The following is a 25,129-nucleotide window of genomic DNA, read 5'->3' as shown; positions in this document are numbered from 1 at the left end:
TCGAGAGTAATCCTGAACAACGTTTGAGATCCAATACTTACTGGCATATAGTTTTCGCAGGACACCGCCGTCGCCGCGAAAGGAACATCATGACCGATACATCGGCATCCGATCTCACCCTCGAGGAGAAGGCATCGCTCACCAGCGGTGCGGACTTCTGGACGACGAAGGCCATCGAGCGCGTCGGTCTGCCGTCGATCATGATGACCGACGGCCCGCACGGCCTGCGCAAGCAAGCAGGCGGCACCGATCACCTCGGTCTCTCGAGCAGTGTGCCGGCGACCTGCTTCCCTCCCGCTGTCGGCATCGGCTCGACGTTCGATCCCGAGATCGTCGAGCGCGTCGGCGCGGCCATCGGCGTCGAGGCGGCGATCGAAGACGTCGCCATCGTGCTCGGCCCCGGCATCAACATCAAGCGGTCGCCCCTGTGCGGTCGCAACTTCGAGTACTTCTCGGAGGACCCGATCGTCTCGGGGATCCTCGGTGCGGCCTCGGTGCGAGGAGTGCAGTCGCAGGGCGTCGGCACCTCGCTCAAGCACTTCGCGGCCAACAACCAGGAGTTCGATCGCATGCGCGCGAGCTCCGACGTGGACCCGCGTCCGTTGCACGAGATCTACCTGCGCGGCTTCGAGCGCGTGGTCAAGGATGCCGAGCCGTGGACCGTCATGTGCTCGTACAACCGCATCAACGGGGTCTACGCCTCGGAGGACCCGTGGCTGCTCACACAGGTGCTGCGCGATGACTGGGGCTTCGACGGCGTGGTCGTCTCGGACTGGGGTGCTGTGAACGACCGCGTGGCTGGCGTCGCCGCCGGTCTCGACCTCGAGATGCCGTCGTCGGGCGGGCGGACGGATGCTCAGCTCGTGGCCGCGGTGCGCGCCGGCGAGCTCGACGAGAGCGTGCTCGACACCGCAGCCGACCGTGCGATCGATCTCGTGCGCAAGGCGCAGCGGCGCCCTGCCGTCGCAGGTCCTCTCGACGTCGACGCGCACCATGCGCTCGCGAGGGAAGCGGCCGGACGCTCCATCGTGCTGTTGAAGAACGACGGCGACGTGCTGCCGCTCGCCGCGGAGCAGAGGATCGCCGTCATCGGAGCCTTCGCGACCGAGCCGCGCTTCCAGGGAGCCGGATCCTCGCTCATCAACCCCACCCGCGTCGACACCGCGTGGGACGAGCTCCGTGCCGTGGGTGGAGAGAACGTCACGTACGCCGCCGGCTTCGCTGTCGAAGGTGGCGACATCGCGGCATCCGGCCGTTCGGCCGACGACCTGCGCGCCGAGGCCGTCGCCGTCGCATCCGCAGCCGACGTCGCCGTCGTGTTCCTCGGCCTTCCCGCTGCCGAGGAATCCGAGGGCTTCGACCGCGAGCACATCGATCTGCCCGCTGCGCAGCTGGAGGTGCTCGACGCCGTGATCGCGGCGAACCCCACCACGGCGGTCGTGCTCTCGAACGGCGGCGTCGTCGCGCTGCCCTTCGCCGAGCGGGTGCCGGCGATCGTCGAGACGTGGCTGCTCGGCCAGGCCGGCGGCGGCGCTGTCGCCGACGTGCTCTACGGAGCGGTGAACCCCTCGGGAAAGCTCACCGAGACCGTTCCGGTGCGGCTGGAGGACAACCCCTCGTTCGGCAGCTTCCCCGGTGAGTTCGGTCACGTCCGCTACGGCGAGGGCGTGCTGGTCGGCTACCGCTGGTACGACGCGAAGGGCCTCGACGTCACCTTCCCCTTCGGGTACGGCCTCTCGTACACGACGTTCTCGTATGGCGAGGCGTCGGTCGCGGCGAGCGAGAGCGGCGACATCGTCGTGCGGGTCGATGTGACCAACACCGGAGACCGCGACGGCCGCGAGATCGTGCAGGTCTATGCGGCCCCGGTCGCCTCCGTCGTGCAGCGCGCGCCGCGCGAGCTCAAGGCCTTCGCATCGGTGGCGCTCGCTGCGGGGGAGACCCGTACCGTCGAGCTCGTCGTGCGCCGAGAGGACCTCGCCTATTGGGACGTGCGCGTCGACCGCTGGATCGTCGAGAGCGGCGAGTACACGGTCGAGGTCGCCGCGTCGAGCCGCGACATCCGTTCTTCCGCGACCGTGCAGGTCGAGGGCGATGCCGTCTCGCTTCCCCTCACGATGAACTCGTCGATCGGCGATGTCCTCGCGCACCCCGTAGCTGGCCCGACCGTCATGGGCGCCCTCGGCGGATTCCTGGGAGAGCTGACCGGTGCGGACTCGTCGGCTGCCTCGATGATGCCGAACGACGAGGCGATGCAGAAGATGATGGCGTCGTTCCCGATCGGCCGACTGATCGGATTCCCCGGTGTCGACGTCACGCACGAGCAGGTCGAGCAGCTGCTCGAGGGCGCGAACGCGGGAGTGCTGACGCCGGCCTGATCTCAGACCGTCCGAACGACGAAGCGCCCTCTCCGTCCTGCGACGGGGAGGGCGCTGTCGTGCGCGGGGCTGTGCGTCAGATCGTCAGGTCGCGTCCAGCCTCGTCTCCGAGAACGGGGGAGAAGCGGATGCCGAGGCCGTGATGCTCGTTCTCGGTGAGGAAGCCGTCGGCGATGGTCACGGGCGAGGGATCGGCCAGAGCGCCGAGCGCCCCGAATCCGGCATCCTCCACATCCTCGACCAGTGGTTCGAACGCGGTGTCGGGCAGCGTCAGGGCGAGCTGGCCCGAGAGCTCTGGCAGCAGGTGAGGATGCAGGGCGACGCCATGCGAGGCGGCGAGCCCGGCGATGCGGAGCAACGGGGTGATTCCGCCGACGCGCACGATGTTGGGCTGCACGATCTGCGCGGCGCCTGCCCGGAGGAAGTCTGCGAAGCGGTGCACCGTGTGCAGGTTCTCGCCGACCGCTATGGGCACGTCGATGCGACGGGCGAGCTCGGTGTGGCCGATGAGGTCGTCGGCCCGCAGCGGCTCCTCGATCCAGGCGAGATCGAAGCGCGACAGTGCGTCGATCGACGTCGTCGCGCGGTCGAGATCCCAGCGTTGGTTCGCGTCGATCATCAGCGCGCGATCGGGTCCGAGCAGCGCGCGCACGGCGGCGACGCGCTCGATGTCCTCCGAGAGATCGGGCTTTCCGACCTTGATCTTCACGGCATCGAACCCCGCATCGATCCAGCGCTGCACCTGGGCGAGCAGCTCTTCGAGCGGGTAGTGCAGGTTCACGCCCGATCCGTAGGCGCGCACGCGCTCACGGCGGTAGCCGATCAGGCGCGACACCGAGGTGTCGGCAGCGCGCGCCTCGGCATCCCACAGCGCGAGGTCGAGCCCTGCCAGCGCGATCGTCGTGATGCCACCGCCGCCCGCTTCGTGCAGGTGCTCCCACAGGCTCTGCCAGGCCTCGCCGGGAACAGCGGATCGGCCCACGGAGGCGGGAGCGATGTCCTGCTGCAGCAGCGACTGCACGGCGGGTGCGCCGATCTGCGGGCTCCACGAGAAACCCCATCCTTCGCCGCCGTCTGAGCGCACGACGTGGGTCGCGATGATACCGACCGACGTCACGTCGGCAGCCCACGGACGCGTCAGCGGCACCCGCTGGAGACGCGACGTCAGACTCCGGATGGTGGTCACAGCAGCGCGCGTCCTGCCGCGAGCTCCGTGCGCCAGGTGCGCGCGGCGCGCCAGCCGAGCAGGCGAGCGGCTTTGGCGGAGGAGAACGCGGGCGCAGTGCCGGTGAGCTCGGCCGCCGCCCGCGCGGTGCCGGGGTGGAACTGCGGCAGCAGCTCGCTCAGCGGGCGGCGGGCGAGCGCGTCGTCGGCGCCGACGAAGAACCGCTCGCCGTTCGGGATGTCGTCGAGGGCGTCGAGCAGGGCGTCGGCGAAGGCTGCGACGTCGCGGGCATCGATGTAGTTGAAGAGCGCCGGTGCCGACAGTGCGGGGTCATCGAGGCGTTCGAGCACGGTGTGCCCCTGCTGGGTCGGAGCGCCGGCCCATTCCTCGGGGGCGATCACGTAGCAGGGGCGGAAGGATGCGAACCGCACGTCGTCGCCCGCCTGGCGCCGCAGCATGTCGATCGTCTGCTCGATCAGCAGCTTCGACAGGGCGTAGGCGTTCCACGGTTCGGTGGGCGATGTCTCGTCGAGGGGGAGGCGCTCGGGAGTCCAGCCGCGGGGTGCGCCGTAGCCGATCACCGTCGGGCTCGACGCTGCGACCACTCGGCGGATGCCTGCACGCACGGCTCCGCCGAGCACCGACTGCGCGAGGGCGGCGTTCGTGCGCAGGATCACGTCTTCGGGTGCGCTGAAGGGCACCGCGATCGCCGCGAGGTGGATCACCGCGTCAGCTCGTGTGCCCGCGAGTGCCGACGCCGTGGCATCCGCGTCGGTCAGATCGAGGGAGAACTGAGTGATCCCGGCGCGGTCGAGGTGTGCGATCGGCTCTTTGTCGACGGAGATGAGCTCGTGTCCGGCATCCGCGAGTCCTGTCACGAGCGTGCGCCCGAGTCGCCCGGACCCGCCGGTGACGACGATCCTCATCGGCGTGCGAGCAGGGCGATCCCGAGCTCGTCGACCCTCACGGGGAGTCCGGTCTCGAGGGAGCGGTTGCCCGCGATGCCGACGGCGATGGAGCGGATGCCGTCTGTCCAGTCCGCCGGCCGCGCGAGCGGGTCATCGCCCGGATCTTCGAAGACGTCGGACAGGAGCAGGGCGTCGCCGCCGCCGTGTCCGCCGTCGCCGCCGTCGATGGGCACCTCGTAGGCCGCTTCCCAGTGCCGCTGCACGAGTATGCGCTCGCCTTCAGGGCGCAGTGCGGTGGTGCCGTCGCCGCCCGAGAGGCTCGGGTCGATGTGGGGATGCAGGCCCTCACCGGCCAGCACGGCTCCGCGTTCGACGACCTCGAGCTCGACGCGGCCGAGCGTGCCGTTGACGGCGACGCGATAGCCCTCCCACGGCGAGTGCGCGTTCAGCGAGTACGACATGGTCGCGCCCGAGACGTAGTCGACGACGAGCGCGAGGTTGTCCTCGATCGTGATGCCCTCGCTGAACACGTCGAGGTCGCGCACGTAGCCGTCGTGCTGCTCGGCGTCGAGGTAGAGCGCGGTCAGGCGTTCGTCGGTGCGGAGGTCGAGTTCGAAGAGGTCGCCCCCGTCGTGGGTTCCTCGCGCCGGACGCTCGCCGAGGCCGCGGCCGGCCGCATTCTCGGCGCCGTAGAAGCGCAGACCGCCCGACGCGTAGACGCGGGTCGGCTGCGAGCGGATCCACCAGTTGACGAGGTCGAAGTGATGGCTCGACTTGTGCACGAGAAGACCGCCCGAGTTCTTCTTGTCCCGGTGCCAGCGGCGGAAGTAGTCGGCGCCGTGGTTGGTGTCGAGCATCCACTGGAAGTCGACGGAGGTGACCTGCCCGATCGTGCCGTCCTGGATGATCCGGCGCAGCGCGCTGTTGCGGGGGGAGTACCGGTAGTTGAACGTCAGCACCACCTGTCGGCCGGTGCGTTCGACGACCTCTTCGATGCGGGCCGCGCTCGCCGCGTCGATCGTCAGCGGCTTCTCGACCACGACATCGGCACCGGCCTCGAGCGAGCGGACGATCAGCTCGGCGTGCAGATCGTCGCGCGAGCAGATGATGACCCGGTCGACGCGTTCGTCGCGGATCACCTGTTCGAGCTCGTCGGGGGTCGCGAGGCGGGGAGCGGAGGCGCCTGCGTCGACCGCGCGTTCGGAATGGAAGGCGGCGCGCACGGGGTTGGGCTCGACGATCGCGACCAGTTCGGCGCGGTCCCGGTGCGCTCCGGTGATCGCATCGACATACATCTGCGCGCGGACTCCGGCACCGGCCAGGGCATAACGGGTCTTCGTCATCGTGATCCTTCTGTGATCTCGAACTCAGGAAACGTTTTCTCGACGATAGCACAGGGCGGAAGCCGAGCACTCGGGCGGAGGCGGCTCAGTCCTCGCGCGGGGCGGAGGTGCTTCCGCGCACGACCAGGGTCGGCGTCAGCGTGAGCGCCGGGGTGGGTTCGCCGCCGGTGAGTTGGGCGTGCATGGCGGCCCAGGCTGCTGCGCCGAGATCGACAGCCGGAACCGCCGCGGTCGTGAGCGGCGGCGACGTGTAGGCGGCGAACGGGATGTCGTCGAAGCCGGTGATCGACAGCTGGCCCGGTACCTCGACGCGGCGCACGGTCAGCGCCGAGAGGAGGCCCATCGCGACGAGGTCGTTGTAGGCGATCACGGCGGTCGCACCGCTCGCGAGCACCTGATCGGCGACGGCCGTGCCGCTGTCGAAGTCGACCCCCGCGGTGATCTCCTCGACCTCGAGCCGGTCGAGCCGGGAGACCGCTGCGGCGATCGCCTCCTGTCGCGCCTTGTGCGTCACGCTGCGCGTCGCTCCGGCGAGATAGACCAGCCGGCGGTGGCCGAGAGACGTCAGATGGTCGACGATCTCGCGCATGCCCAAGCCGTAGTCGGCGCCGACGACGGGAGCGCTGATCTGCGGCCCGCGGTTGATCACGACGGCGGGGGAGAGCGCGGGCAGCAGCGTCGCGAGCTCCTCTTCGGGCATTCGAGGAGCGCACAGGATCACGCCGTCGGTGCGCAGTCGTGTCGCCCTGGCGAGCGCGTGCTCCTCGTCGAGATCTTCGCGGGAATCGGCGACGAGCACGTGGTAACCATCGGCAGTCGCTGCACGGCTGAGCCCGCGGAGGACCGCCTGGAAGGTCGGGTTCTCGAGATCCGGGATGACGACCGCGACCGTCTGGGTGCGGCCGAGCACCAGACTCCGAGCCACCGGGTTCGCGGTGTAGCCGAGTTCGGCGGCGGCGGCCCGCACGCGCTCCGCGAGGGCGGGGTCGACCGTGGGGTTCCCGTTCATCGCCCGCGACACGGTCGACAGCGAGACGCCGGCGAGCTTCGCGACGTCGGTGATGCCGGGGCGAGAGGATTCGCGTGCCATCAGCATCCCTCCATTCCGCGATCGGTCACGGCTGTCGTCATACTACGAGAAAACGTTCTACGAGGAGGGTCGCGTGGCCGGAGCATCCGAAGACCGCATCGAGAAGCAGGATCGTCTCGCGCGAGTGCGGCGCGACGTCGATGGTGCGACGCTCGTGCTCACCTCGCACGAGGCGGTGTCGTGGTACCTCGAGGGAGCGCGCACGCATGTGTCGCTCGCGGGTCCGCCGGTGCTCGCGGTGCGCGCGGAGACGCACGGAGATGTGCTGTTCGTCGCCGCGAACGAGGCGGATCGACTGATCGCCGAAGAGCTGCTGCCGGAGGATGCCGAGCGCGTGGTGCGGGTGCCGTGGTGGATCCCGCCGTCGGTCGCGGCGGCCGAGCGGTCGGGCGTTCCGGAGTCGCAGGTGGCGGCAGAGCTCCGCGCAGCGCGTGCGCGGATGCTGCCCGCCGAGACCGAGAGGTACCGAGTCCTCGGGCGCGAGACGGCCGAGACCTTGACCGATGTGCTGGGCCGCGTCGGGTCGGATCAGACCGAGCGCGCGGTCGCGGCGGTGGTCGCCGCGGAGCTCATCGCCCGGGGGATCGATCCGCTCGTCGTGCTCGTCGCCGGCGCTGATCGCGGTGCGTTCCGGCATCCGCTTCCGACCGCGGGCGTGCTCGGAGATCGGGCCATGGTCGTGGTGTGCGGTCGCCGTGACGGGCTGATCGCCAACGCCACCCGCTGGATCGGAGCACCTGTCGACGAGGAACCGCTGCTCGGCGTGGAGCGTGCTTTCCTCGACGCATCGGTGCCGGGCGCTCGCCTCGACGAGGCATTCGCCGCGGGCACGGCGGCGTACGCCCGCTTCGGCTTCGACGCCGACGAGTGGCAGCGGCACCACCAGGGTGGGCCGAGCGGCTATGCCGGACGCGACCCGCGCGCTGCGGCGTCCACGGTCGATCGTCTCGTCGAGAATCAGGCGTTCGCGTGGAACCCGACCGCACCGGGGCTCAAGGTCGAGGACACCATGCTGCGTACAGCGGAGGGCTGGGACGTGCTGACGGTCGACGACCGCTGGCCGTCCGTCGAATATGAGGGACTGCGGCGTCCGGTCGCGAGGGCGTACGGGGCTCGCTGAGGGCGGCTCCTGCGGGACGGACGGCTGCTCGGACCACGGACGGCTGGTCATCCGCGTGTCAGGCGGCAGCCAACCGGGAATCGGTCAGCCATCCGTCCCGCAACGCTGCGCCGCGGACGGACCGGTCAGCCGCTCGTCGAGCTGCGCACGATCAGCTCGGGCGGGAACACGGTCTGCCGGGGGATGCTCTCAGGGTCGGCCGCCTCTTCGAGCACGATCCGCAGCGCGGTGCGCCCGATCATGCGGCTGGGCTGGCGGATCGATGACAGCGGGACTGCGGCGGCCGCGGCGAACGGGTTGTCGTCGAAGCCGATCAGAGCGATCTCCTGCGGCACGAGCAGGCGTCCACCGGCCACGAGCGACTGCAGCAGGCCGAGGGCGAGCAGGTCGTTCGCGGCGAAGAGAGCATCCGGCCACTCGCGGCGCGGGCGGGTGAGCAGGCGCGCGCCCGCGGCGACGCCCTCCTCGACGGTCATCGCCGCAGTCGGAACGACCTCGAGCTCGACGTGCACGGCCGCGTTCTCGGCCGCGGCACGAGCGCCGGCGAGACGGTCGGTGACCTGGCGCATGTCGAAGGGGCCGCCGACGAAGGCGATGCGCCGCCGACCTCCCTCGATCAGATGCTCGACCGCGAGCCGCCCGCCCGCGACGCTGTCGACCGAGACCGACGAGAACCCGCTGTCGGCGCTGAACCGGTCGACGAGCACCGTCGCGATGCCGCTCGCGCGGAACCTGCGCAGCTGCGTCATGACGTCGCCGTAGGGGGCGATGAGCAGACCGCGCACCTGCTGCTCGCGGAACAGATCGAGGTAGACCTTCTCCCGCGAGGGGTCGTCGTCGGTGTTGCCGTAGAGGATCGCGATGCCGTGGCTCGATGCCTCGTCCTCCGCCCCGCGCACGACGTCGTTGTAGAAGGGGTTCTGGCCGTCGAGCACCACGAATCCCACGGTCGTGCTGACACCGGCTCGCAGCTTGCGAGCCGCGTCATTGCGCACATAGCCGAGTTCTTCGATCGCCTGCGTGACGCGTTCGACCGAGTCGCTGGAGACCTCGTCCGGCCGATTCAGCACGTTCGAGACCGTGCCGACGGAGACGCCCGCACGGACGGCGACATCGCGGATGCTGATCGGCATTCGGCTGTCCTCTCGTCGTCGGGCGGATCACGCTTCGGCATCGGGGGTTGACCTGAGACCGGCATCACATACACTAGCCTGAAACGAGCTTGAATCGATTCAGGTAAAGTTCATTCCGATCATCATCCCCCTCAACGGAGAGGAAAGCCAGTGGTAGACGCAGCCTCCGCCCGCAGCGCTCCCCCCACCGCGCTCGAGCTGCATCGGGTCGTGAAGTCCTTCGGCCCCGTCGTCGCGCTCCGCTCCGGCAGCCTGACGCTCCGCCCCGGTTCCATCCACGCCCTCATCGGCGAGAACGGAGCGGGAAAGTCCACGCTCGTGAAGATCATGGCCGGTCTCTACCGCCGTGACTCGGGGGACTTCCGCCTGCACGGCGAAGACGTCGACTTCACCAGCACGGCCCAGTCGAAGGCCGCAGGCATCGCGGTCATCTACCAGGAGCCGACGCTGTTCCCCGATCTCTCGGTGACCGAGAACATCTTCATGGGGCGTCAGCCCACCGGACTCCTCGGACGCATCGACCGCAAAGCCATGCGCACCGAGGTCGACCGGATCTTCCGTCGCCTGGGAGTGACGCTCGACCCCGACCGCATCACCGAGGGTCTCTCGATCGCCGACCAGCAGATCATCGAGATCGCCAAGGCCATCTCGCTCGACGCGAGCGTGCTGATCATGGACGAGCCGACCGCGGCGCTCAGCGGCGTCGAGGTCGACCGTCTGTTCGCCGTCGCGCGGAGCCTCCGCGACGAGGGCCGTGCGATCCTCTTCATCTCGCACCGCTTCGACGAGGTGTTCGACCTGTGCGACACGGTGACCGTGATGCGCGACGGCGCCTACATCGACACGACCCCGATCGCCGAGACCACGGTCGACGACCTGGTCAGGCAGATGGTCGGTCGCGACGTCACCGAGCTCTTCCCCAAGCAGGAGGCCGCGATCGGCGAACCGCTGCTCGAGGTCACCGGCCTCACCCGCCCCGGTGTCTTCCACGACATCTCCTTCACCGTTCGCGCGGGCGAGATCGTCGCCCTCGCCGGCCTCGTCGGGGCAGGGCGCTCCGAAGTCGCCCGTGCCGTCTTCGGCGTCGATCCGTACAGCGACGGAGAGGTGCGGATGCTCGGCGCAGGCGTCGCACGCCGCAACCCCACCGCGGCGATGCGCAGCGGCCTCGCGCTCGTGCCCGAGGACCGCCGCAAGCAGGGGCTCGTCATCGATGCGGGTGTCGGCGGCAACATCACTCTCGCGATCCGTCGGCGCCTGTCGAAGTGGGGTCTGATCACCAGCGGCATCGAGAACCGTGCGGCGAAGGAGTGGGCATCGCGCCTCGAGGTCAAGACGCACGCGCTCGACACCGTCGCCGCCACCCTCTCGGGCGGAAACCAGCAGAAGGTCGTGCTGGCCAAGTGGCTGGCAACCGACCCCCGGGTGCTGATCATCGACGAGCCGACACGAGGCATCGATGTCGGCACGAAGTCCGAGGTGCACCGCCTGCTCTCGCAGCTCGCGGGCGAGGGTCTCGGGATCCTGATGATCTCGTCGGAGCTCCCCGAAGTCCTCGGCATGGCAGACCGCGTGCTCGTGATGCGCGAAGGGCGCATCACCGCCGAGATCTCCCGCGACGACGCCACCAGCGAGAACGTCATGTTCGCCGCCACCCACTCATCGGAGCTGCAGTCATGAGCCTCACCACCGCGCCGGCGGCCGCCGCTCCGGCGATCGCCAAGAAGCCGGGCGGCATCGGCCGTGCACGGGAGTTCGGCATCCTCGCCGCCCTCGTGCTCGTCGTGATCGCCGCCACGGTGAAGAACCCCAACTTCCTGTTCAGCGCCGACGGCTGGCGCGATCTGCTGCTGACGCCGTCGATCCTCATGCTCGTCGCGGTCGGCCAGGCCATCGTGATCATCACCCGCAACGTCGACCTCTCGGTCGGCTCGGTCATGGGCCTGACGGCATATCTCACCGGACGCCTCTTCGTCGACGTGCCCGGCATCCCGATCGTCCTCGTCGTGATCGCAGCCGTGCTGCTCGGAGCCTTCCTCGGTCTCGTGAACGGCGCCTTGGTCGCATTCGCCAAGGTGCCGGCGATGGTGATCACACTCGGCACGCTCTATGCCTACCGCGGCATCAACGTGCTGTGGACCGGCAGCGACCGCATCAACGCCTCCGACATGCCGAAGGACTTCCTCGCGCTCGGCACCCAGCAGATCCTCTTCATCCCGGTGCTGTCGATCGTCGCGGTGATCGTGCTCGCACTGGCCGCCTGGTATCTGCGCAACACCAGGGGCGGCCGCGAGTATTACGCGATCGGATCCGACCCCTCGGCCGCCGAGCTCTACGGCCTCAAGGTCACCCGCCGGGTGCTCTCCGCGTTCGTCCTCTCCGGCGCGCTCGCCGGGCTGGCCGGCGTCTTCTACGCCGCGCGCTACGGATCGATCAGCTCACAGGCCGGCAGCGGCTGGGAGTTGGATGCGGTCGGCGCGGCCGTGATCGGCGGCATCGCGATCACCGGCGGTGTCGGCACGGTCTGGGGTGCGGCCATCGGCGCCATGCTCCTGATGACCATCAACCGCGCACTGCCGATTCTCGGCATCCCCGACTTCTGGCAGCGCGCCGTGGTCGGTGTGCTCATCATCGGGGCCATCGTGCTCGACCGGGTGCTCGCGGTCAGACAGAGACGCCAGCTCATCGAAGCGAGGGACGAATCATGACCACGGCAACGACGACCACGTCGACGCGCGTCATCCGCGACTACGACCGGCCCCTGTGGCGTCGCATCTTCGTCAACCGCGAGTTCGCGATCATCGCGCTGCTCGTGCTGGTGGCGATCGTCGCGGCCGTCACGATCCGCGGCTTCGCGCAGCCGATCACGGCGAACTACCTCCTGCTCGATGTCGCGCCCATTCTGCTGATCGCGCTGCCGATGACGCTCGTGATGATCACCGGCGAGATCGACCTGTCGGTCGGCTCCATGGTCGGACTCGCCAGCGTCGTGATCGGTGTGCTCACCGAGTCGGGTGCGCCGTTCGAGGTCGCAGCCCTGGCGGCGCTGCTGGTCGGAGTCGTGGGAGGGGCCCTCAACGGCTTCCTCGTCACGGTCGTCGGCCTGCCCTCGCTCGCCGTCACGATCGGCACGCTCGCGCTCTTCCGCGGCCTCGCGGTCGGCCTGCTCGGCACCACCGCGGTCACCGACTTCCCGGAGACGTGGACGGCGCTGGCGAAGGCGAAGATCGCCGGCACGACGATCCCGTACATCGTCATCCCGTTCCTGATCCTGCTGGTGCTGTTCGCGGTGCTGCTGCACTTCACCCCCTTCGGTCGGGGCATCTTCGCGATCGGACTCTCGAAGGACGCAGCGCGCTTCTCGGGCGTCGATGTCGAACGCACGAAGTTCATCCTGTTCGTGCTCTCGGGTGTCGTCGCCGCGTTCGCCGGCATCTTCTACACGCTGCGGTTCGGCAGCGCCCGCGGAGACAACGCCACCGGCCTCGAACTGCAGGTGATCGCGGCCGTCGTGCTCGGCGGAGTCTCGGTCTTCGGCGGACGGGGTCACCTGCACGGCGTCGTCGCCGCGGTGCTCCTGATCGGGGTGCTCGGCAGCAGCCTGCGCCTCGCCGGCGTCACCTCCGACGTCATCAACATCATCACCGGCGGTCTGCTGATCTTCTCGGTCGTCGCAGCCAGCGTCCTCGCCTGGGCGCAGCGCGTCAGGTCGAAGGCCGGCCCGCCCCTCCGCGTAGCGGCCTCTCCCGCACCATGAGGCAGCCTCTCATCGTCGGCACCCGCCAGCGGTGATCATCACGAAAGGAAGAACAATGACGTTTGCACGCAAGAAGATCGCGGGGTTCGCGGCGGTCGCCGTGGCCGCAGCGCTCGTGCTGAGCGGCTGCGCCGACACCAGCGGCGGCACCGGCGGCTCGGGTTCGGGCGAGGGCGAAGGCGGCGGGTCCGACAACCTGTCGATCACGTTCCTGCCCAAGAACCTCGGAAACCCCTACTTCGACACCTCGAGCGAGGGCGGCAAGACGGCCGTCGACGAGTTCGGCGGCACGTTCGCCGAGGTCGGCCCGGCCGAGGCCACGCCCGACGCGCAGGTCAGCTACATCAACACCGCGACGCAGCAGGCCGTCGGTGCGCTGGTCGTCTCGGCCAACGACCCCAAGGCGATCTGCGATGCGCTGAACGAGGCTCGCGACGCCGGCGTCAAGGTCGTCACCTTCGACTCCGACACGAACCCCGAGTGCCGTGATCTGTTCATCAACCAGGCCGACTCCGAGGGCATCGCCAAGGTGCAGGTCGACCTGATCGCCGACCAGATCGGTGGAGCGGGCGAAGTCGCGATCCTGTCGGCATCCGCCAACGCGACCAACCAGAACGCGTGGATCGAACTCATGGAGGAGTACGTCGCCAGCGAGTACCCCGACATCACCATCGTCGAGACCGTCTACGGCGACGACGACGACCAGACGTCGTTCGACAAGACTGCGGCCCTGCTGCAGAGCCACCCGAACCTGAAGGGCATCATCTCGCCCACCACGGTCGGCATCGCGGCTGCCGCGCGCTACGTCTCGACCTCGGACTACAAGGGCAAGGTCGCGATCACCGGTCTCGGCACCCCGAACCAGATGCGCGAGTACGTCGAAGACAACACCGTCACCGCGTTCGCGCTGTGGAACCCGGCCGACCTCGGCTACCTGGCGGCCTTCGCGTCCAAGGCGCTGATCGAGGGCGAGATCACCGGCGAAGAGGGCGACACCTTCGAAGCCGGCGAGCTCGGCGAGTACACGGTCGGCGCCGACGGCGTCGTGCTGCTCGGCGACCCGTTCGAGTTCAACGCAGAGAACATCGGCGAGTTCGACTTCTGAGTCGGGTTCGTCGGGGGCGTCGGGCTTCGGCCCGGCGCCCCTTTCGAGTGTCCGGGGGCAGGGCGCAGCTCTCCGCCCGTCCTGCGAGTGTCCCGCGCGACACACGTGCATGCCGAAGCACGGATGGATGCCGAGAAAGGGTGTTCTCGGCATCCATCCGTGATCCGGGCAGCCGACTGCGCACAGTGGCGTCAGCCGCCCGAGAGGTGCGAGCGGGTCAGCGCGGGTCGAAGCGCTCGGGCTCGTGGGTCGCGGCGACGAGTGCTCGCAGCTCCTCGAGGGAGTCGGGAGCGGCGCCCAGAGCGCGCGCCTGCACGAGCACGTTGCCGAGAGCGGTCGCCTCGACGGGGCCCGCGAGCACGGGAAGACCGGTGCGATCGGCCGTCGCCTGGCACAGCAGGCGGTTCAGCGAGCCGCCTCCGACCAGGTGGATGCTGTCGAGCTCGCGCCGTGACAGATCGGATGCCGTCTGCACGGCACCCGCGAATGCCGTGGCGATCGACTCGACGATCGACCGTGCGAACGCGGGCCTCGATGACGGCGCTTCTGACCCGAGCAGCGCCGCGATGCGCGCGGGCATGTCTCCCGGTGCGCTGAGCGAGGAGTCGTCGGCGTCGAAGATCGGCACGTCGCCCGTGACCGCGGATGCCGCCGTCAGCAGCTCGGACAGGTCGATCGACGTTCCGTCTTCCGTCTCCCACGCGCGCACGGTCTCGCTGAGCAGCCAGAGCCCGGTGACGTTGTGCAGGAACCGGTAGCGGCCGTCGACGCCGAGCTCGTGCGTGAAGTTGGCCCCGCGCGCAGCATCCGTCAGCACCGGTTCGGTCAGCTCGACGCCGACCAAGCCCCAGGTGCCGCACGAGATGTACGCGGAGTGCGGGGTCGACAGCGGAGCGGCGACGACGGCGGATGCCGTGTCGTGCGAGCCGACCGCGATCACGGGCAGCTCCTTGCCGACGCGTTCAGCGAGCTCGGGTCGCAGGGTGCCGATCGTCTCGCCCGGATCGACGAGCGTCGGCAGGATGCTCGACGGGATGCCGAGGCGCTCGGCCAGCTCGCTGTCCCACTCGCCCGATTCGACGCCGAGCAGCCCGGTGGTCGAGGCATTCGTGCGTTCGGCGACGGACGTTCCGGTGAGCAGGAAGGCGATGAGGTCGGGGATCAGCAGCGCCGTGTCGGCGTCGGCGAGACGCGCCTCGACGCGGTACTGATAGAGCGTGTTGAACGGCAGGAACTGCAGCCCGTTGCGCTGATACAGCTCGGCGAAAGGCGCCTCGGCGTGCACCTCCGCGACGCCGCGCACGGTGCGGTCGTCGCGATAGTGGAACGGCTCAGCGAGAAGCTCGCCGTCCTTCACGAGGCCGTAGTCGACGGCCCACGAATCGATGCCGATGCTCTCGATGCCCGGCTCGCGACGAACGGCCTCGGCGAGGCCCGCGACGACATGCTCGTAGAGAGCGTCGAAGTCCCAGTGCAGTCCGTCTTCGCGCTCGACGGGCCCGTTCGGGAACCGTGAGACGAGCTCGAGGTCGAGCCGGCCGTCGCCGATCCGCCCGATCATGACGCGACCGCTGGTCGCCCCGAGGTCGACGGCGGCGACGGCGCGGACAGTCATCGCAGGAACGCCGCGGCGACGCCGGAGTCGACCGGGATGTGCAGACCGGTCGTGCGGCTGAGCTCGGGGCCCGTCAGCACATAGACGGCATCCGCGACGTTCTCGGGAACGACCTCGCGCTTGAGGATCGTGCGGTTGGCGTAGAACTGACCGAGGTCCTCCTCGGCGACGCCGTAGGTCGCGGCGCGGTTCGCGCCCCAGCCCGAGGCGAAGATGCCAGAGCCGCGCACGACGCCGTCGGGGTTGATGCCGTTGACGCGGATGCCGAACTCGCCGAGCTCGACGGCGAGCAGTCGCACCTGGTGGGCCTGGTCGGCCTTGGTCGCCGAGTAGGCGATGTTGTTCGGGCCGGCGAAGACGGAGTTCTTCGACGAGATGTAGATGATGTCTCCGCCGAGCTTCTGGTCGATCAGCACGCGGGCTGCCGCCTTCGACACGAGGAACGAGCCCTTGGCCATGACGTCGTGCTGCAGGTCCCAGTCCTTCTCGGTGGTCTCGAGCAGCGGCTTCGACAGTGAGAGTCCGGCGTTGTTGACGACGAGGTCGACGCCGCCGAACGCGAGCACGGCGTCGTTCAGCGCGGCCTGGATCGCATCGGCGTCGGCGACGTTCGCCGCGACGCCGATAGCGACGTCGGTGTTGCCGAGCTCGGCCGCGGCGGCCTGGGCCTTCTCGAGGTCGAGGTCGGCGATGACGACGCAGGCGCCCTCGGCCGCGAGGCGGGTGGCGATGGCCTTGCCGATGCCGCTGGCAGCCCCGGTGACGAACGCGATGCGGCCCTGGTGCGACTTCGGCTTCGGCATGCGCTGCAGCTTCGCCTCTTCGAGCGCCCAGTACTCGATGTCGAACTTCTCGGCGTCGGAGATGGGGGAGTAGGTCGACAGCGCCTCGGCCCCGCGCATGACGTTGATCGCGTTGACGTAGAACTCGCCGGCGACGCGGGCGGTCTGCTTGTTCGCCCCGTACGAGAACATGCCGATGCCGGGAACGAGCACGATGAGCGGGTCGGCGCCGCGGATCGCCGGAGACTCGGCCGTCGCGTGCGCGTCGTAGTAGGCCTGGTAGTCGGCGCGGTACTCGGTGTGCAGCTCGTGCAGGCGGGCGATCTGCTCGTCGAGGGATGCCGTGACGGGCAGGTCGAGGATCAGCGGCTTGACCTTGGTGCGCAGGAAGTGGTCGGGGCAGCTGGTGCCGAGAGCGGCGAGCTCGGGGGCCCGGTCGGAGGCGAGGAAGTCGAGCACGACGTCGGAGTCGGCGAAGTGGCCGACCATCGGCTTGTCGGTCGACGCGATGCCGCGGATGGTGCCGGCGAGGGCGGCGGCGCGCTCACGGCGCTCGGTTTCGGGGAGGGCCTCGAAGCCGGCACGGACACCGCCGAACGGGTCGGCCTTGCCGTTGGCCTCGATGTAGGCGGCGGCGGTGTCGATGATCCACAGCGAGTTGGCCTCGGCCTCCTCCGACGTGTCACCCCAGGCCGTGATGCCGTGTCCGCCCAGAATGGTGCCGATCGCCTGCGGGTTCTTCGCCTTGATCGCGGCGATGTCGAGTCCGAGCTGGAAGCCCGGGCGACGCCACGGCACCCACACGACCTTGTCGCCGAAGATCTTCGCGGTCAGCTCTTCGCCGTCGGCGGCGGTGGCGATCGCGATGCCCGAGTCGGGGTGCAGGTGGTCGACGTGTGCGGCATCGACGAGGCCGTGCATCGCGGTGTCGATCGACGGGGCGGCGCCGCCCTTGCCGTGCAGGCAGTAGTCGAACGCGGCGACCATCTCGTCTTCTCGGTCGAGGCCGGGGTAGACGTCGACGAGCGCGCGCATGCGGTCGAGGCGCAGCACAGCCAGGCCCTGCTCCGTGAGGGTCCCCAGGTCTCCGCCCGATCCCTTGACCCACATCAGCTCGACCGGCTGGCCCGTGACCGGGTCGGTCTCGGTGCCCTTGGCCGACGTGTTGCCGCCCGCGTAGTTGGTGTTCTTGGGATCGGCGCCCAGGCGGTTCGACCGCTCGATGAGGGCGGCGGCGGTGGGGTTGGTCATGACTGTTCCTTGTGCTCGGAGGACGTGGCGAGGATGCGGGCGGCGAAGCGATCGATCGATGCGGTCGCCGCCGCGAGTTCTGGCTGGTTGAGGTGGCCGTGGCGGGTGTTCGGCTCGGTGGAGATGTCGAGGGCGATGCCGGCGTCGCGCAGCAAGGCGCCGAACGCCTCGCCCGAGACGCGGAGCTCGTCGACCTCGCCGTTGATCATGATCGTGGCGGGGAAGTGCGAGAGCTGAGCGGGGGATGCCGTGCCCGGAACGGCGTAGACCTCGGCAGCCGAGACCGGGCCTCCGAGATAGTTCTCATACATTCCACGCACGGCTTCAGGGCCGAAGGTGTCGGCCTCGGGGTCGGCATCGAGTGCGGCGCGAAGTGCAGCATCCGGTGTGCCCTGCACGGCATGCAGCGTCGGGTAGGCGAGCACTGCGAGTGCCGCGAAAGGGCCTGCGCCATGGCTGAGACGGAGTGCCGCACCGGTCGCGAGGTTGCCGCCGGCACTCGCACCGCCGATCGACCACGGGCCTTCCGCGAGATCGGAGGCGACTGCCCATCGGAACGCGTGCTCCACTTCGTCGGAGGCGACGGGGTAGTGCACGCCTTCGCGTTCGGGTGCGTCCGCCGCAGCGGCCCAGACACGAGGGAACGGAGCGAGGGCGTAGTCCACCGAGACCACGACGATGCCGCGATCGGCGAAGCTCCGCGCGACCCAGTCGGCTTCGGGCATGTCGATCTCGCCCGCGGCGAATCCGCCGCCGTGCACCCAGACCAGCCCGGGCCCCGCGGGGTTCTCCGGCTCGTACACGCGCACGCGCAACGGTCCATGCGGACCGTCGAGCACCTGGTCTCTCACAGCGTCATCCGTTCTGTCGATGGGACGTCGGGGCGCGGGGATCGGCTCCCGCACCCCGACGAGTCAGGATGCGCGCTCAGGCGCCCCAGCCGGCCTGCACCCCGCCGACGCGGTCGGCAGCGATCTTCTGCTGGTAGCCCGACTCGGCGTAGGCCTTCATCGGGTCGGCGGCGAGTCCGCGCGACTCGCGCCACTCGGCCAGGGCCGGGCGCACATCGGTGTAGAACGCGTCCATGAACACGGCGTTGGCGGCCAGCACGTCGCCCGACTTCTGCGCGGCGGTCAGCGCATCGCGGTCGACGATCAGCGCGCGGGCCGTCATCTCCTGCACGTTGAGCACCGAGCGGATCTGACCGGGGATCTTGTCTTCGACGTTGTGGCACTGGTCGAGCATGAACGCCACGTCGGGGTTGTTCAGGCCGCCGCCGCGGACGACCTCGAACAGGATGCGGAACAGCTGGAACGGGTCGGCCGCGCCCACGATGAGGTCGTCGTCGGCGTAGAAGCGCGAGTTGAAGTCGAACGAGCCGAGCTTGCCCAGGCGCAGCAACTGCATGACGATGAACTCGATGTTCGTGCCGGGGGCGTGGTGGCCGGTGTCGAGGCACACCATGGCCTTGTCGCCGAGCGACGAGACCTGGGCGTACGACGTGCCCCAGTCGGGAACATCGGTGTGGTAGAAAGCCGGCTCGAAGAACTTGTACTCGAGCACGAGGCGCTGGTCGTCGCCGAGGCGCGCGTAGATCTGCTGGAGCGACTCCTGGAGGCGGTCCTGACGGCCGCGCAGGTCTGCCTGGCCCGGGTAGTTCGAGCCCTCGGCGAGCCAGATCTTCAGGTCGCGGCTGCCCGTGGCATCCATCACATCGATGCAGGCGAGGTGGTGGTCGATCGCCTTCTGACGGATCGTGGGGTCCTCATGGGTCAGGGCTCCGAACTTGTAGTCGTCGTCCTGGAATGTGTTCGAGTTGACCGTGCCGAGGGTGACGCCGAGGTCTTCGGCGTGCTTGCGGAGGTCGGAGAACGAGTCGACGAGGTCCCACGGGATGTGCAGAGCCACCGAGGGGGCGAGCGCGGTGTACTTGTTGACCTGCGCGGCATCCGCGATCTTCTCCCACGGGTCGCGCGGCGTGCCGGGCGTGCCGAACACCTTGAACCGGGTGCCGGAGTTGCCGAACGCCCAGCTGGGGAGTTCGATGCCCTGCTGCTCGAGAGCGGCGAGGTTGTCGGACGAGAGGATGCTCATGAGGCGCTGCCTTCGGTGTCGTTGCGGTTGTCGGTGTCGGGTTCGGGGGAGCCGCCGGCGTCGGCGAGCTGGTCTTCGAGGTGGAACACCTCGGTGAGCGCGGTGGCTGCCTGGTCGGGGCGGCCCTCGAGATCGACGAAGAAGCGCCCCATCTCGGCCTCCCAGCGCGCGGCGACGGGGGATGCGGCGAGGTAGGCCTGCGCTGCGGCATCGTCGTCGGTCTCGTAGTAGCCGACGAGCGTGCCGCCCTCCGCCAGGAACAGCGAGTAGTTGCGTCGGCCTGCGGCCGCGATCTCGGCCAGCATCTCGGGCCAGACGGGGGAGTGACGGGCGAGGTATTCGTCGAGCAGTTCAGGACGCACCTGCAACTGGAACGCGACGCGGGTCATGGGTGTTCTCTCTTCATCGAGGTTTTGAATCGTTTCATTCGATGTCTCAACACTAGACAGAGCCGATGGCCGTGTCAAGTGAAGGTCGGCGGCTACAGGGCCGCGACGATCGCGTTGTCGAGCTCGTCGGCGTCGACGCCGGGGCGCACCGCCGCGTTCGTGAGCAGCACCCAGCAGATCCCCGCACCGGGGTGCACCCAGAACTCGGTGCCGGCCCAGCCCCCGTGGCCGTAGACGTCGCGGTCGACGAGCCCGGGCGCCCGCGAGCGCAGGTTGAACGTGAACCCCCAGTCCTGCCCGCGCCCGTCGGGGTAAGGGTCGAGGCGGGGGATGTCGCCGGTCAGCGGGCGCAGCATCATCGCCAGGCCGGCGGGAGACAGGATGCCGTCGCGCTCGCCGCGGCCGATGCGCAGCAGTTCGGCGCCGAGATGGAGCAGGTCCTCTGCGCGACCCAGCATCCCCGCGCCGGGCGCACGCGTCGCGTGGAACCGATCGAGGTCGAGCCCGCCCGCCGCGGCATCAGGGACGCCGACCGACTGCGCGGTGTCGAGGGTCAGTCCGATCGCGCCGATGCGGTGGGCCCACTCGAGGGTCCCGGCATCCCACGTCGTGTCGGTCGCGTGTTCGATCAGCGCGGCGATGCCCTCGAAGGCGATCGTCGAGTAGCGCGAGGCTGTTCCCGCAGCGAAGTCCCGCCCTCTCGTGAGCAGCTCCTGGCGCAGCGGCAGAGTCGTGTCGAGGGCGGGCTCGGAGATCCCGGAGGTGTGCGATGCGAGGTGCCGGAGTCGCACGATGTCGTCGCGGGACGATCCGAAATCGGGCAGCGCATCAGTGAGGGCAGTGTCCGGTGTGAGCAGACCGCGCTCGATGGCTCTCGTCGCGGTGATGCCGGTGAGCACCTTGGTGATCGAGAACAGCGGGTACACGGCATCGGTCGCTGCCCCGAATCCCTCGAGGTCGACGATCCCGTCGGCGGTCGCCATGCCGAGCACCGCTGTCGGCAGGTGTTCCGCCTGCACGTGACGGCGCGCCCAATCGAATGCTGCGTCGAAGGTCATGTGTGCTCCTGCCGATTCGGGGGTCGCGCTTCCGTGAGAGGTGCGGTGACTCTACGATAGGACCATGGCACAGAAAGCGCTTTCCCACCCGACCGCGCTCATCGATGGGAATCACCCGACTCGCTCTGTGCTGCGCCTCATCGCCCGCCGGCCCTGGCGGCTGACCTTCGCGATCACCGCGTTCGCGATCAAGGAGATTCCGCTCTGGTTCCTGCCGGTGATCACCGCGGCGATCATCGACGTGGTGGCGAGCGACGGCGAGGTGACCGAGGTGCTGTGGTGGTTCGCGCTCGCCGCGGTGCTCCTGCTGCAGAACTACCCCAACCACATCATCTACACGCGCAACTTCATGACCGTGGTGCGAGACCTCGGCGCCGACCTGCGCAACGCCCTCACCGCCCGACTGCAGAGTCTCTCGATCGGATATCACACGCGGATGAGCTCGTCGATCGTGCAGACGAAGGTCGTGCGCGACGTCGAGAACGTCGAGCTGATGCTGCAGCAGGTCACGCATCCGCTGCTGTCATCGACCATGGTGATGCTCGGTGCACTCGGGATGACGGCGATCACGGTGCCGCAGTTCCTTCCCGTCTACGCCCTCGCCGTGCCGATCGCCATCGGCATCCGCTATGGCATGCGCAATCGCTCGCAGAGTCGCAACGAGGTCTTCCGTCGCGAGATCGAGACGCTGTCTGCCCGGGTCGGCGAGATGGCGTCGCTGATCCCGGTGACCCGCGCTCACGGACTCGAGGAGACGGCGATCAGCCGTGTCGCGGGCGGTGCAGACGGAGTCCGCAAGGCGGGCCTCGACCTCGACCTGCTGAACGGCAGAGTGGCGTCGATCTCGTGGGTGGCGATGCAGCTGCTCGGCGTCGCCTGCCTCATGCTCGCGGCCGTGTGCGCGCTCACCGGCTTCCTGCCGATCACGCCCGGCGAGGTCGTGATGCTCTCGAGCTACTTCACCCTGTTGACCGGCGGGCTCACCCAGCTGCTGATGCTCATTCCGGTCGGAGCCCGCGGCCTCGAGTCGGTGCGCTCGATCGCCGAGGTGCTGCAGGAGCCCGACGTCGAGCAGAACTCCGGCAAGCGCATGGTCTCGAAGGTGGCGGGCGAGATCGTGCTGGATGCGGCCAGCCACCGGTATGCGGATGCCGACGATGACGCCCTGTTCGAGATCGATCTGCGCATCGCTCCCGGCGAGACGGTCGCGTTCGTCGGGTCGTCGGGATCTGGGAAGTCGACGCTCCTCAACCTCGTGCTCGGGTTCGTCCGACCCACGAGCGGTCGCATCAGGCTCGACGGTCAGGACATGCAGGAGCTCGACCTGCGGACAGTGCGCCGATCGATCTCGGTCGTCCCTCAGGAGTCGGTGCTGTTCGAGGGCTCGGTCTTCGACAACATCGCCTACGGCATGCCGGATGTCACGCCGGATCGGGTGGAACGGGCTCTGCGAGATGCCAACGCGTGGGAGTTCGTGAACGAGCAGCCGCAGGGGTGGCACACCGTCGTCGGCGAGCGAGGCGCGCGCCTCTCGGGTGGTCAGCGGCAGCGGCTGGCGATCGCCCGCGCCCTCGTGCGCGACCCGCGGATCCTGCTGCTCGATGAGGCGACGAGCGCCCTCGACCCCGAGTCCGAAGGGCTCGTCAAGGAGGCGCTCGAAAGGCTCATGCGCGGTCGCACGACGCTCGTGGTCGCGCACCGCCTGTCGACGATCCGCCAGGCCGACCGCATCGTCGTGCTCGAACGCGGACGCATCGTCGAGCAGGGTTCGCACGACGAGCTGCTCGCCGCAGACGGACGATACGCTCGGTTGCACCTGGTGCAGAACGGCATGAGATGACCCCGACTCTCCGTCCTGAGGAGGACCCATGACGTCAGACAAGAGACTTCGCGCTGCCCTGGTGGGCACCGGAGCCGTGGCCAACTCGCACGCCCGCGCCGTCGCCGCGTACCCGCGCGCAGAGCTCGTCGCCGTCGCCGATCTCAGCCTCGGGAAGGCCCAGGAGTTCGCCGGCAGATACGGCATCGCTGCCGCCTACGGTGACCTCGACGAGATGCTCGCCGCCGAGCAGCCCGACGTCGTGCTCATCTGCACGCCGCCGGCTCCACACCGTGAGCAGTCGCTCGCCGCTTTCGCATCGGGTGCGCACGTGGTCGTCGAGAAGCCGCCGGCGCCGTCGCTCGATGAGCTCGACGACATGCGGGCCGCCGCCGATGCCGCGGGCAGACAGCTTGCGGTCGTCTTCCAGCAGCGCACCGGAACGGCCGCCGCACACGTGCGCTCGCTGCTGCAGAGCGGCGCGCTCGGACGCCCCCTGGTCGCCGTGTGTCAGACGCTCTGGTTCCGCGACGCCGACTACTTCGCGGTGCCGTGGCGCGGCAAATGGGCGACCGAGGGCGGTGGCACGACGCTCGGTCACGGCATCCATCAGATCGACCTGCTCGCGCACCTGCTGGGCGACTGGTCGTCGGTGCAGGGCAGGCTCTGGCGCCTCGACCGCGAGACCGAAACCGAGGACGTCTCGACCGCGACGATCGTGTTCGACCGGGGCGTGGTCGCTCAGCTGATCACCAGCGCGGTGTCGCCCCGAGAGACGAGCTCGATCCGCATCGACACGCAGAAGGCCACGATCACGGTCGATCATGTCTACGGGCACGGCCACGAGAACTGGCGGATCACCGCGGCGCCGGGCTTCGAATCCGAGGCCGAGGGGTGGGGATTCCCGGATGCCGAGGAGCGCAGCGATCACGAACCGCTGCTGCGTGACGTCTTCGACGCTCTGCTCGACGGCGGGCCGCTGCCGGCGACCGCGGACGCGCCTGCTCGTTCGCTCGAGATCGTGGCGGGGATCTACGCTTCGGCCGCGGCTGACGGCGCCGTGATCACTCCCGAGATCCTGGCCGCACACCCCACCCACCGCGCCGGTTTCGCGAGCCCGGTCACCGATCTGCGCCGATGAGAGAGCTCTATCGCGACCCCGTCTACGACGGCGTCACCGACCCGAGAGTCGTGATCGACGCGGACGGACTGTGGTGGATGTTCTACACACAGCGCCGGGCGAGCCTCGAGGACGCCGGGCCGGGGGTCTCGTGGATCCACGGAAGTCGCATCGGCGTCGCGACCTCGGAAGACGGAGTGGACTGGCGCTACGACGGCACTCTGGAGCCGGCGGCATCCGGCCTCGGTCTCGTGCCCGGGCCACCGCCCCGCGAGGTCGACCGCACCCACTGGGCGCCCGAGGTCGTCTGGGACGGTGAGCGCTGGCGCATGTACCTCACCGAGATCGACGGCATCCCCGATCGCTGGCCCGGTTTCGCGCGCTCGATCGTCGAGTACCTCTCAGATGACCTCCGTCGTTGGGAACGACGCGGTCCGCTCGCGTTGAGCAGCGATCGGGTCATCGACGCAGCGGTCGCGCGCACCCCCGACGGACGGTGGCGCCTCTGGTACAAGGACGAGGCGGCGGACTCGGTCACGATGGTCGCGTCATCCGTCGACCTCGACGACTGGCGTCTCGACGGCGTCGCGATCGGCGGACGTCCCCATGAGGGGCCGACGGTCTTCGACCTCGGCGGATTCTGGTGGATGATCGTCGACGAATGGCGCGGGATGGGCGTGTACCGCTCCGAAGACGGCATCCGGTGGGCCCGTCAGGGTGGTGAGGATGCCGTCATCCTCGCCCATGCTCCCGGGGGAGGGCACGGCAATCACGGCGCTCAGGTGCACCGCGGAGACGACCTCTGGTTCTACTTCTTCGCCACCGCGGAGGCAGCACCGGTGCACGCCGCGACGGGTGAGCGGAGGCGCGCGGCGGTATATCGGTTGGGTCTCGAGGTCGAGGCCGGGAACCTCGTCGTGAAAGACTGGAAGATCCCGCGGTAATCGATGTAATCGTCGTCGCGAATTGCCGGTTGCGAAACGTTTCAATCTGGATTAGCGT

At 69.1% G+C, this 25,129-nt stretch carries 20 protein-coding genes; 9 read left to right on the top strand and 11 right to left on the bottom strand.

Annotated elements, in window-relative coordinates; translation table 11 throughout:
- The first annotated feature begins 89 nt into the window (after positions 1-89).
- Positions 90-2,378, top strand: coding sequence for a glycoside hydrolase family 3 C-terminal domain-containing protein (locus tag OB895_RS08720; protein WP_311879836.1), 2,289 nt, complete (start codon positions 90-92; stop codon positions 2,376-2,378).
- Between the two features lie 76 nt (positions 2,379-2,454).
- Here OB895_RS08720 and OB895_RS08715 read toward each other — a convergent pair whose 3' ends face one another.
- From OB895_RS08715 to OB895_RS08700, 4 genes are all read right to left on the bottom strand, one after another.
- On the bottom strand, positions 2,455-3,564 hold the full coding sequence (locus OB895_RS08715) for a mandelate racemase/muconate lactonizing enzyme family protein (RefSeq protein WP_228385644.1): 1,110 nt from the start codon (positions 3,562-3,564) through the stop codon (positions 2,455-2,457).
- Positions 3,561-4,469, bottom strand: coding sequence for an NAD-dependent epimerase/dehydratase family protein (locus tag OB895_RS08710; RefSeq protein WP_079112220.1), 909 nt, complete (start codon positions 4,467-4,469; stop codon positions 3,561-3,563). Before OB895_RS08710 ends, OB895_RS08715 begins: the two co-directional genes overlap by 4 nt.
- Entirely contained in the window at positions 4,466-5,794 is a 1,329-nt protein-coding gene (locus OB895_RS08705; protein WP_079112221.1) for a Gfo/Idh/MocA family protein, read from the bottom strand. The genes OB895_RS08710 and OB895_RS08705 overlap by 4 nt, the downstream gene beginning before the upstream one ends.
- An 85-nt stretch (positions 5,795-5,879) precedes the next feature.
- Positions 5,880-6,884, bottom strand: coding sequence for a LacI family DNA-binding transcriptional regulator (locus tag OB895_RS08700; RefSeq protein ID WP_079112222.1), 1,005 nt, complete (start codon positions 6,882-6,884; stop codon positions 5,880-5,882).
- 73 nt (positions 6,885-6,957) lie between these two features.
- Between OB895_RS08700 and OB895_RS08695 the strand changes: the two genes are divergently transcribed.
- Positions 6,958-8,004: a M24 family metallopeptidase gene (locus OB895_RS08695; RefSeq protein WP_228385645.1), complete on the top strand. Its 1,047-nt coding sequence runs from the start codon at positions 6,958-6,960 to the stop codon at positions 8,002-8,004.
- A gap of 125 nt (positions 8,005-8,129) precedes the next feature.
- On the opposite strand, the gene OB895_RS08690 is transcribed toward OB895_RS08695, so the two are convergent.
- Positions 8,130-9,137: a LacI family DNA-binding transcriptional regulator gene (locus OB895_RS08690; RefSeq protein WP_042537018.1), complete on the bottom strand. Its 1,008-nt coding sequence runs from the start codon at positions 9,135-9,137 to the stop codon at positions 8,130-8,132.
- Between the two features lie 150 nt (positions 9,138-9,287).
- Between OB895_RS08690 and OB895_RS08685 the strand changes: the two genes are divergently transcribed.
- From OB895_RS08685 to rhaS, 4 genes are read left to right on the top strand one after another with little or no spacing between them, the layout of a single operon-like run.
- Positions 9,288-10,817, top strand: coding sequence for a sugar ABC transporter ATP-binding protein (locus tag OB895_RS08685; RefSeq protein ID WP_079112223.1), 1,530 nt, complete (start codon positions 9,288-9,290; stop codon positions 10,815-10,817).
- Positions 10,814-11,845, top strand: coding sequence for an ABC transporter permease (locus OB895_RS08680; RefSeq protein ID WP_079112224.1), 1,032 nt, complete (start codon positions 10,814-10,816; stop codon positions 11,843-11,845). Before OB895_RS08685 ends, OB895_RS08680 begins: the two co-directional genes overlap by 4 nt.
- Complete coding sequence (locus tag OB895_RS08675) at positions 11,842-12,894, top strand: ABC transporter permease (RefSeq protein ID WP_311879832.1); 1,053 nt, start codon at positions 11,842-11,844, stop codon at positions 12,892-12,894. The genes OB895_RS08680 and OB895_RS08675 overlap by 4 nt, the downstream gene beginning before the upstream one ends.
- 55 nt (positions 12,895-12,949) lie before the next feature.
- Entirely contained in the window at positions 12,950-13,999 is a 1,050-nt protein-coding gene (gene rhaS, locus OB895_RS08670; protein WP_079112226.1) for a rhamnose ABC transporter substrate-binding protein, read from the top strand.
- Positions 14,000-14,216: 217 nt separating this feature from the next.
- On the opposite strand, the gene OB895_RS08665 is transcribed toward rhaS, so the two are convergent.
- The 6 genes from OB895_RS08665 to OB895_RS08640 form a co-directional block, all read right to left on the bottom strand.
- Entirely contained in the window at positions 14,217-15,614 is a 1,398-nt protein-coding gene (locus tag OB895_RS08665; RefSeq protein ID WP_079112227.1) for a rhamnulokinase, read from the bottom strand.
- Positions 15,611-17,647: a bifunctional rhamnulose-1-phosphate aldolase/short-chain dehydrogenase gene (locus OB895_RS08660; protein ID WP_079112228.1), complete on the bottom strand. Its 2,037-nt coding sequence runs from the start codon at positions 17,645-17,647 to the stop codon at positions 15,611-15,613. Before OB895_RS08660 ends, OB895_RS08665 begins: the two co-directional genes overlap by 4 nt.
- Positions 17,644-18,498, bottom strand: coding sequence for an alpha/beta hydrolase (locus OB895_RS08655; RefSeq protein ID WP_042537035.1), 855 nt, complete (start codon positions 18,496-18,498; stop codon positions 17,644-17,646). The genes OB895_RS08660 and OB895_RS08655 overlap by 4 nt, the downstream gene beginning before the upstream one ends.
- 76 nt (positions 18,499-18,574) lie before the next feature.
- Positions 18,575-19,741, bottom strand: coding sequence for an L-rhamnose isomerase (rhaI, locus tag OB895_RS08650; RefSeq protein ID WP_042537037.1), 1,167 nt, complete (start codon positions 19,739-19,741; stop codon positions 18,575-18,577).
- Positions 19,738-20,130 (bottom strand): L-rhamnose mutarotase, encoded by a 393-nt coding sequence (locus OB895_RS08645; RefSeq protein ID WP_056375587.1) that lies wholly within the window; start codon positions 20,128-20,130, stop codon positions 19,738-19,740. Before OB895_RS08645 ends, rhaI begins: the two co-directional genes overlap by 4 nt.
- 92 nt (positions 20,131-20,222) lie before the next feature.
- The gene (locus OB895_RS08640; RefSeq protein ID WP_311879827.1) at positions 20,223-21,188 is read right to left on the bottom strand and encodes a serine hydrolase domain-containing protein; all 966 of its coding nucleotides are present in this window, start codon (positions 21,186-21,188) and stop codon (positions 20,223-20,225) included.
- Between the two features lie 64 nt (positions 21,189-21,252).
- Between OB895_RS08640 and OB895_RS08635 the strand changes: the two genes are divergently transcribed.
- The 3 genes from OB895_RS08635 to OB895_RS08625 are packed head-to-tail and all read left to right on the top strand — an operon-like array spanning position 21,253 to position 25,071.
- Complete coding sequence (locus OB895_RS08635; RefSeq protein WP_311879825.1) at positions 21,253-23,028, top strand: ABC transporter ATP-binding protein; 1,776 nt, start codon at positions 21,253-21,255, stop codon at positions 23,026-23,028.
- A gap of 28 nt (positions 23,029-23,056) precedes the next feature.
- Entirely contained in the window at positions 23,057-24,148 is a 1,092-nt protein-coding gene (locus OB895_RS08630; RefSeq protein ID WP_311879824.1) for a Gfo/Idh/MocA family protein, read from the top strand.
- Positions 24,145-25,071 (top strand): glycoside hydrolase family protein, encoded by a 927-nt coding sequence (locus tag OB895_RS08625; protein WP_042537048.1) that lies wholly within the window; start codon positions 24,145-24,147, stop codon positions 25,069-25,071. The genes OB895_RS08630 and OB895_RS08625 overlap by 4 nt, the downstream gene beginning before the upstream one ends.
- The last annotated feature ends 58 nt before the right edge of the window (positions 25,072-25,129 follow it).

Origin of the sequence: Microbacterium forte (assembly GCF_031885415.1) — a bacterium.
In the GTDB taxonomy this organism is placed as follows: Bacteria; Actinomycetota; Actinomycetes; order Actinomycetales; family Microbacteriaceae; genus Microbacterium; species Microbacterium forte.
Note: the sequence above shows the minus strand (reverse complement) of the source record. Positions and strands in the feature narration are given on the sequence as shown.

What these genes read in the sequence shown, in the direction of transcription:
- OB895_RS08720 (WP_311879836.1), top strand. Translation starts at nt 90, where the DNA reads ATGACCGATACATCGGCATCCGATCTCACCCTCGAGGAGAAGGCATCG.
- OB895_RS08710 (WP_079112220.1), bottom strand. Translation starts at nt 4,469, where the DNA reads ATGAGGATCGTCGTCACCGGCGGGTCCGGGCGACTCGGGCGCACGCTC.
- OB895_RS08705 (WP_079112221.1), bottom strand. Translation starts at nt 5,794, where the DNA reads ATGACGAAGACCCGTTATGCCCTGGCCGGTGCCGGAGTCCGCGCGCAG.
- OB895_RS08700 (WP_079112222.1), bottom strand. Translation starts at nt 6,884, where the DNA reads ATGGCACGCGAATCCTCTCGCCCCGGCATCACCGACGTCGCGAAGCTC.
- OB895_RS08690 (WP_042537018.1), bottom strand. Translation starts at nt 9,137, where the DNA reads ATGCCGATCAGCATCCGCGATGTCGCCGTCCGTGCGGGCGTCTCCGTC.
- OB895_RS08680 (WP_079112224.1), top strand. Translation starts at nt 10,814, where the DNA reads ATGAGCCTCACCACCGCGCCGGCGGCCGCCGCTCCGGCGATCGCCAAG.
- OB895_RS08675 (WP_311879832.1), top strand. Translation starts at nt 11,842, where the DNA reads ATGACCACGGCAACGACGACCACGTCGACGCGCGTCATCCGCGACTAC.
- rhaS (WP_079112226.1), top strand. Translation starts at nt 12,950, where the DNA reads ATGACGTTTGCACGCAAGAAGATCGCGGGGTTCGCGGCGGTCGCCGTG.
- OB895_RS08665 (WP_079112227.1), bottom strand. Translation starts at nt 15,614, where the DNA reads ATGACTGTCCGCGCCGTCGCCGCCGTCGACCTCGGGGCGACCAGCGGT.
- OB895_RS08660 (WP_079112228.1), bottom strand. Translation starts at nt 17,647, where the DNA reads ATGACCAACCCCACCGCCGCCGCCCTCATCGAGCGGTCGAACCGCCTG.
- rhaI (WP_042537037.1), bottom strand. Translation starts at nt 19,741, where the DNA reads ATGAGCATCCTCTCGTCCGACAACCTCGCCGCTCTCGAGCAGCAGGGC.
- OB895_RS08645 (WP_056375587.1), bottom strand. Translation starts at nt 20,130, where the DNA reads ATGACCCGCGTCGCGTTCCAGTTGCAGGTGCGTCCTGAACTGCTCGAC.
- OB895_RS08640 (WP_311879827.1), bottom strand. Translation starts at nt 21,188, where the DNA reads ATGACCTTCGACGCAGCATTCGATTGGGCGCGCCGTCACGTGCAGGCG.
- OB895_RS08635 (WP_311879825.1), top strand. Translation starts at nt 21,253, where the DNA reads ATGGCACAGAAAGCGCTTTCCCACCCGACCGCGCTCATCGATGGGAAT.
- OB895_RS08630 (WP_311879824.1), top strand. Translation starts at nt 23,057, where the DNA reads ATGACGTCAGACAAGAGACTTCGCGCTGCCCTGGTGGGCACCGGAGCC.
- OB895_RS08625 (WP_042537048.1), top strand. Translation starts at nt 24,145, where the DNA reads ATGAGAGAGCTCTATCGCGACCCCGTCTACGACGGCGTCACCGACCCG.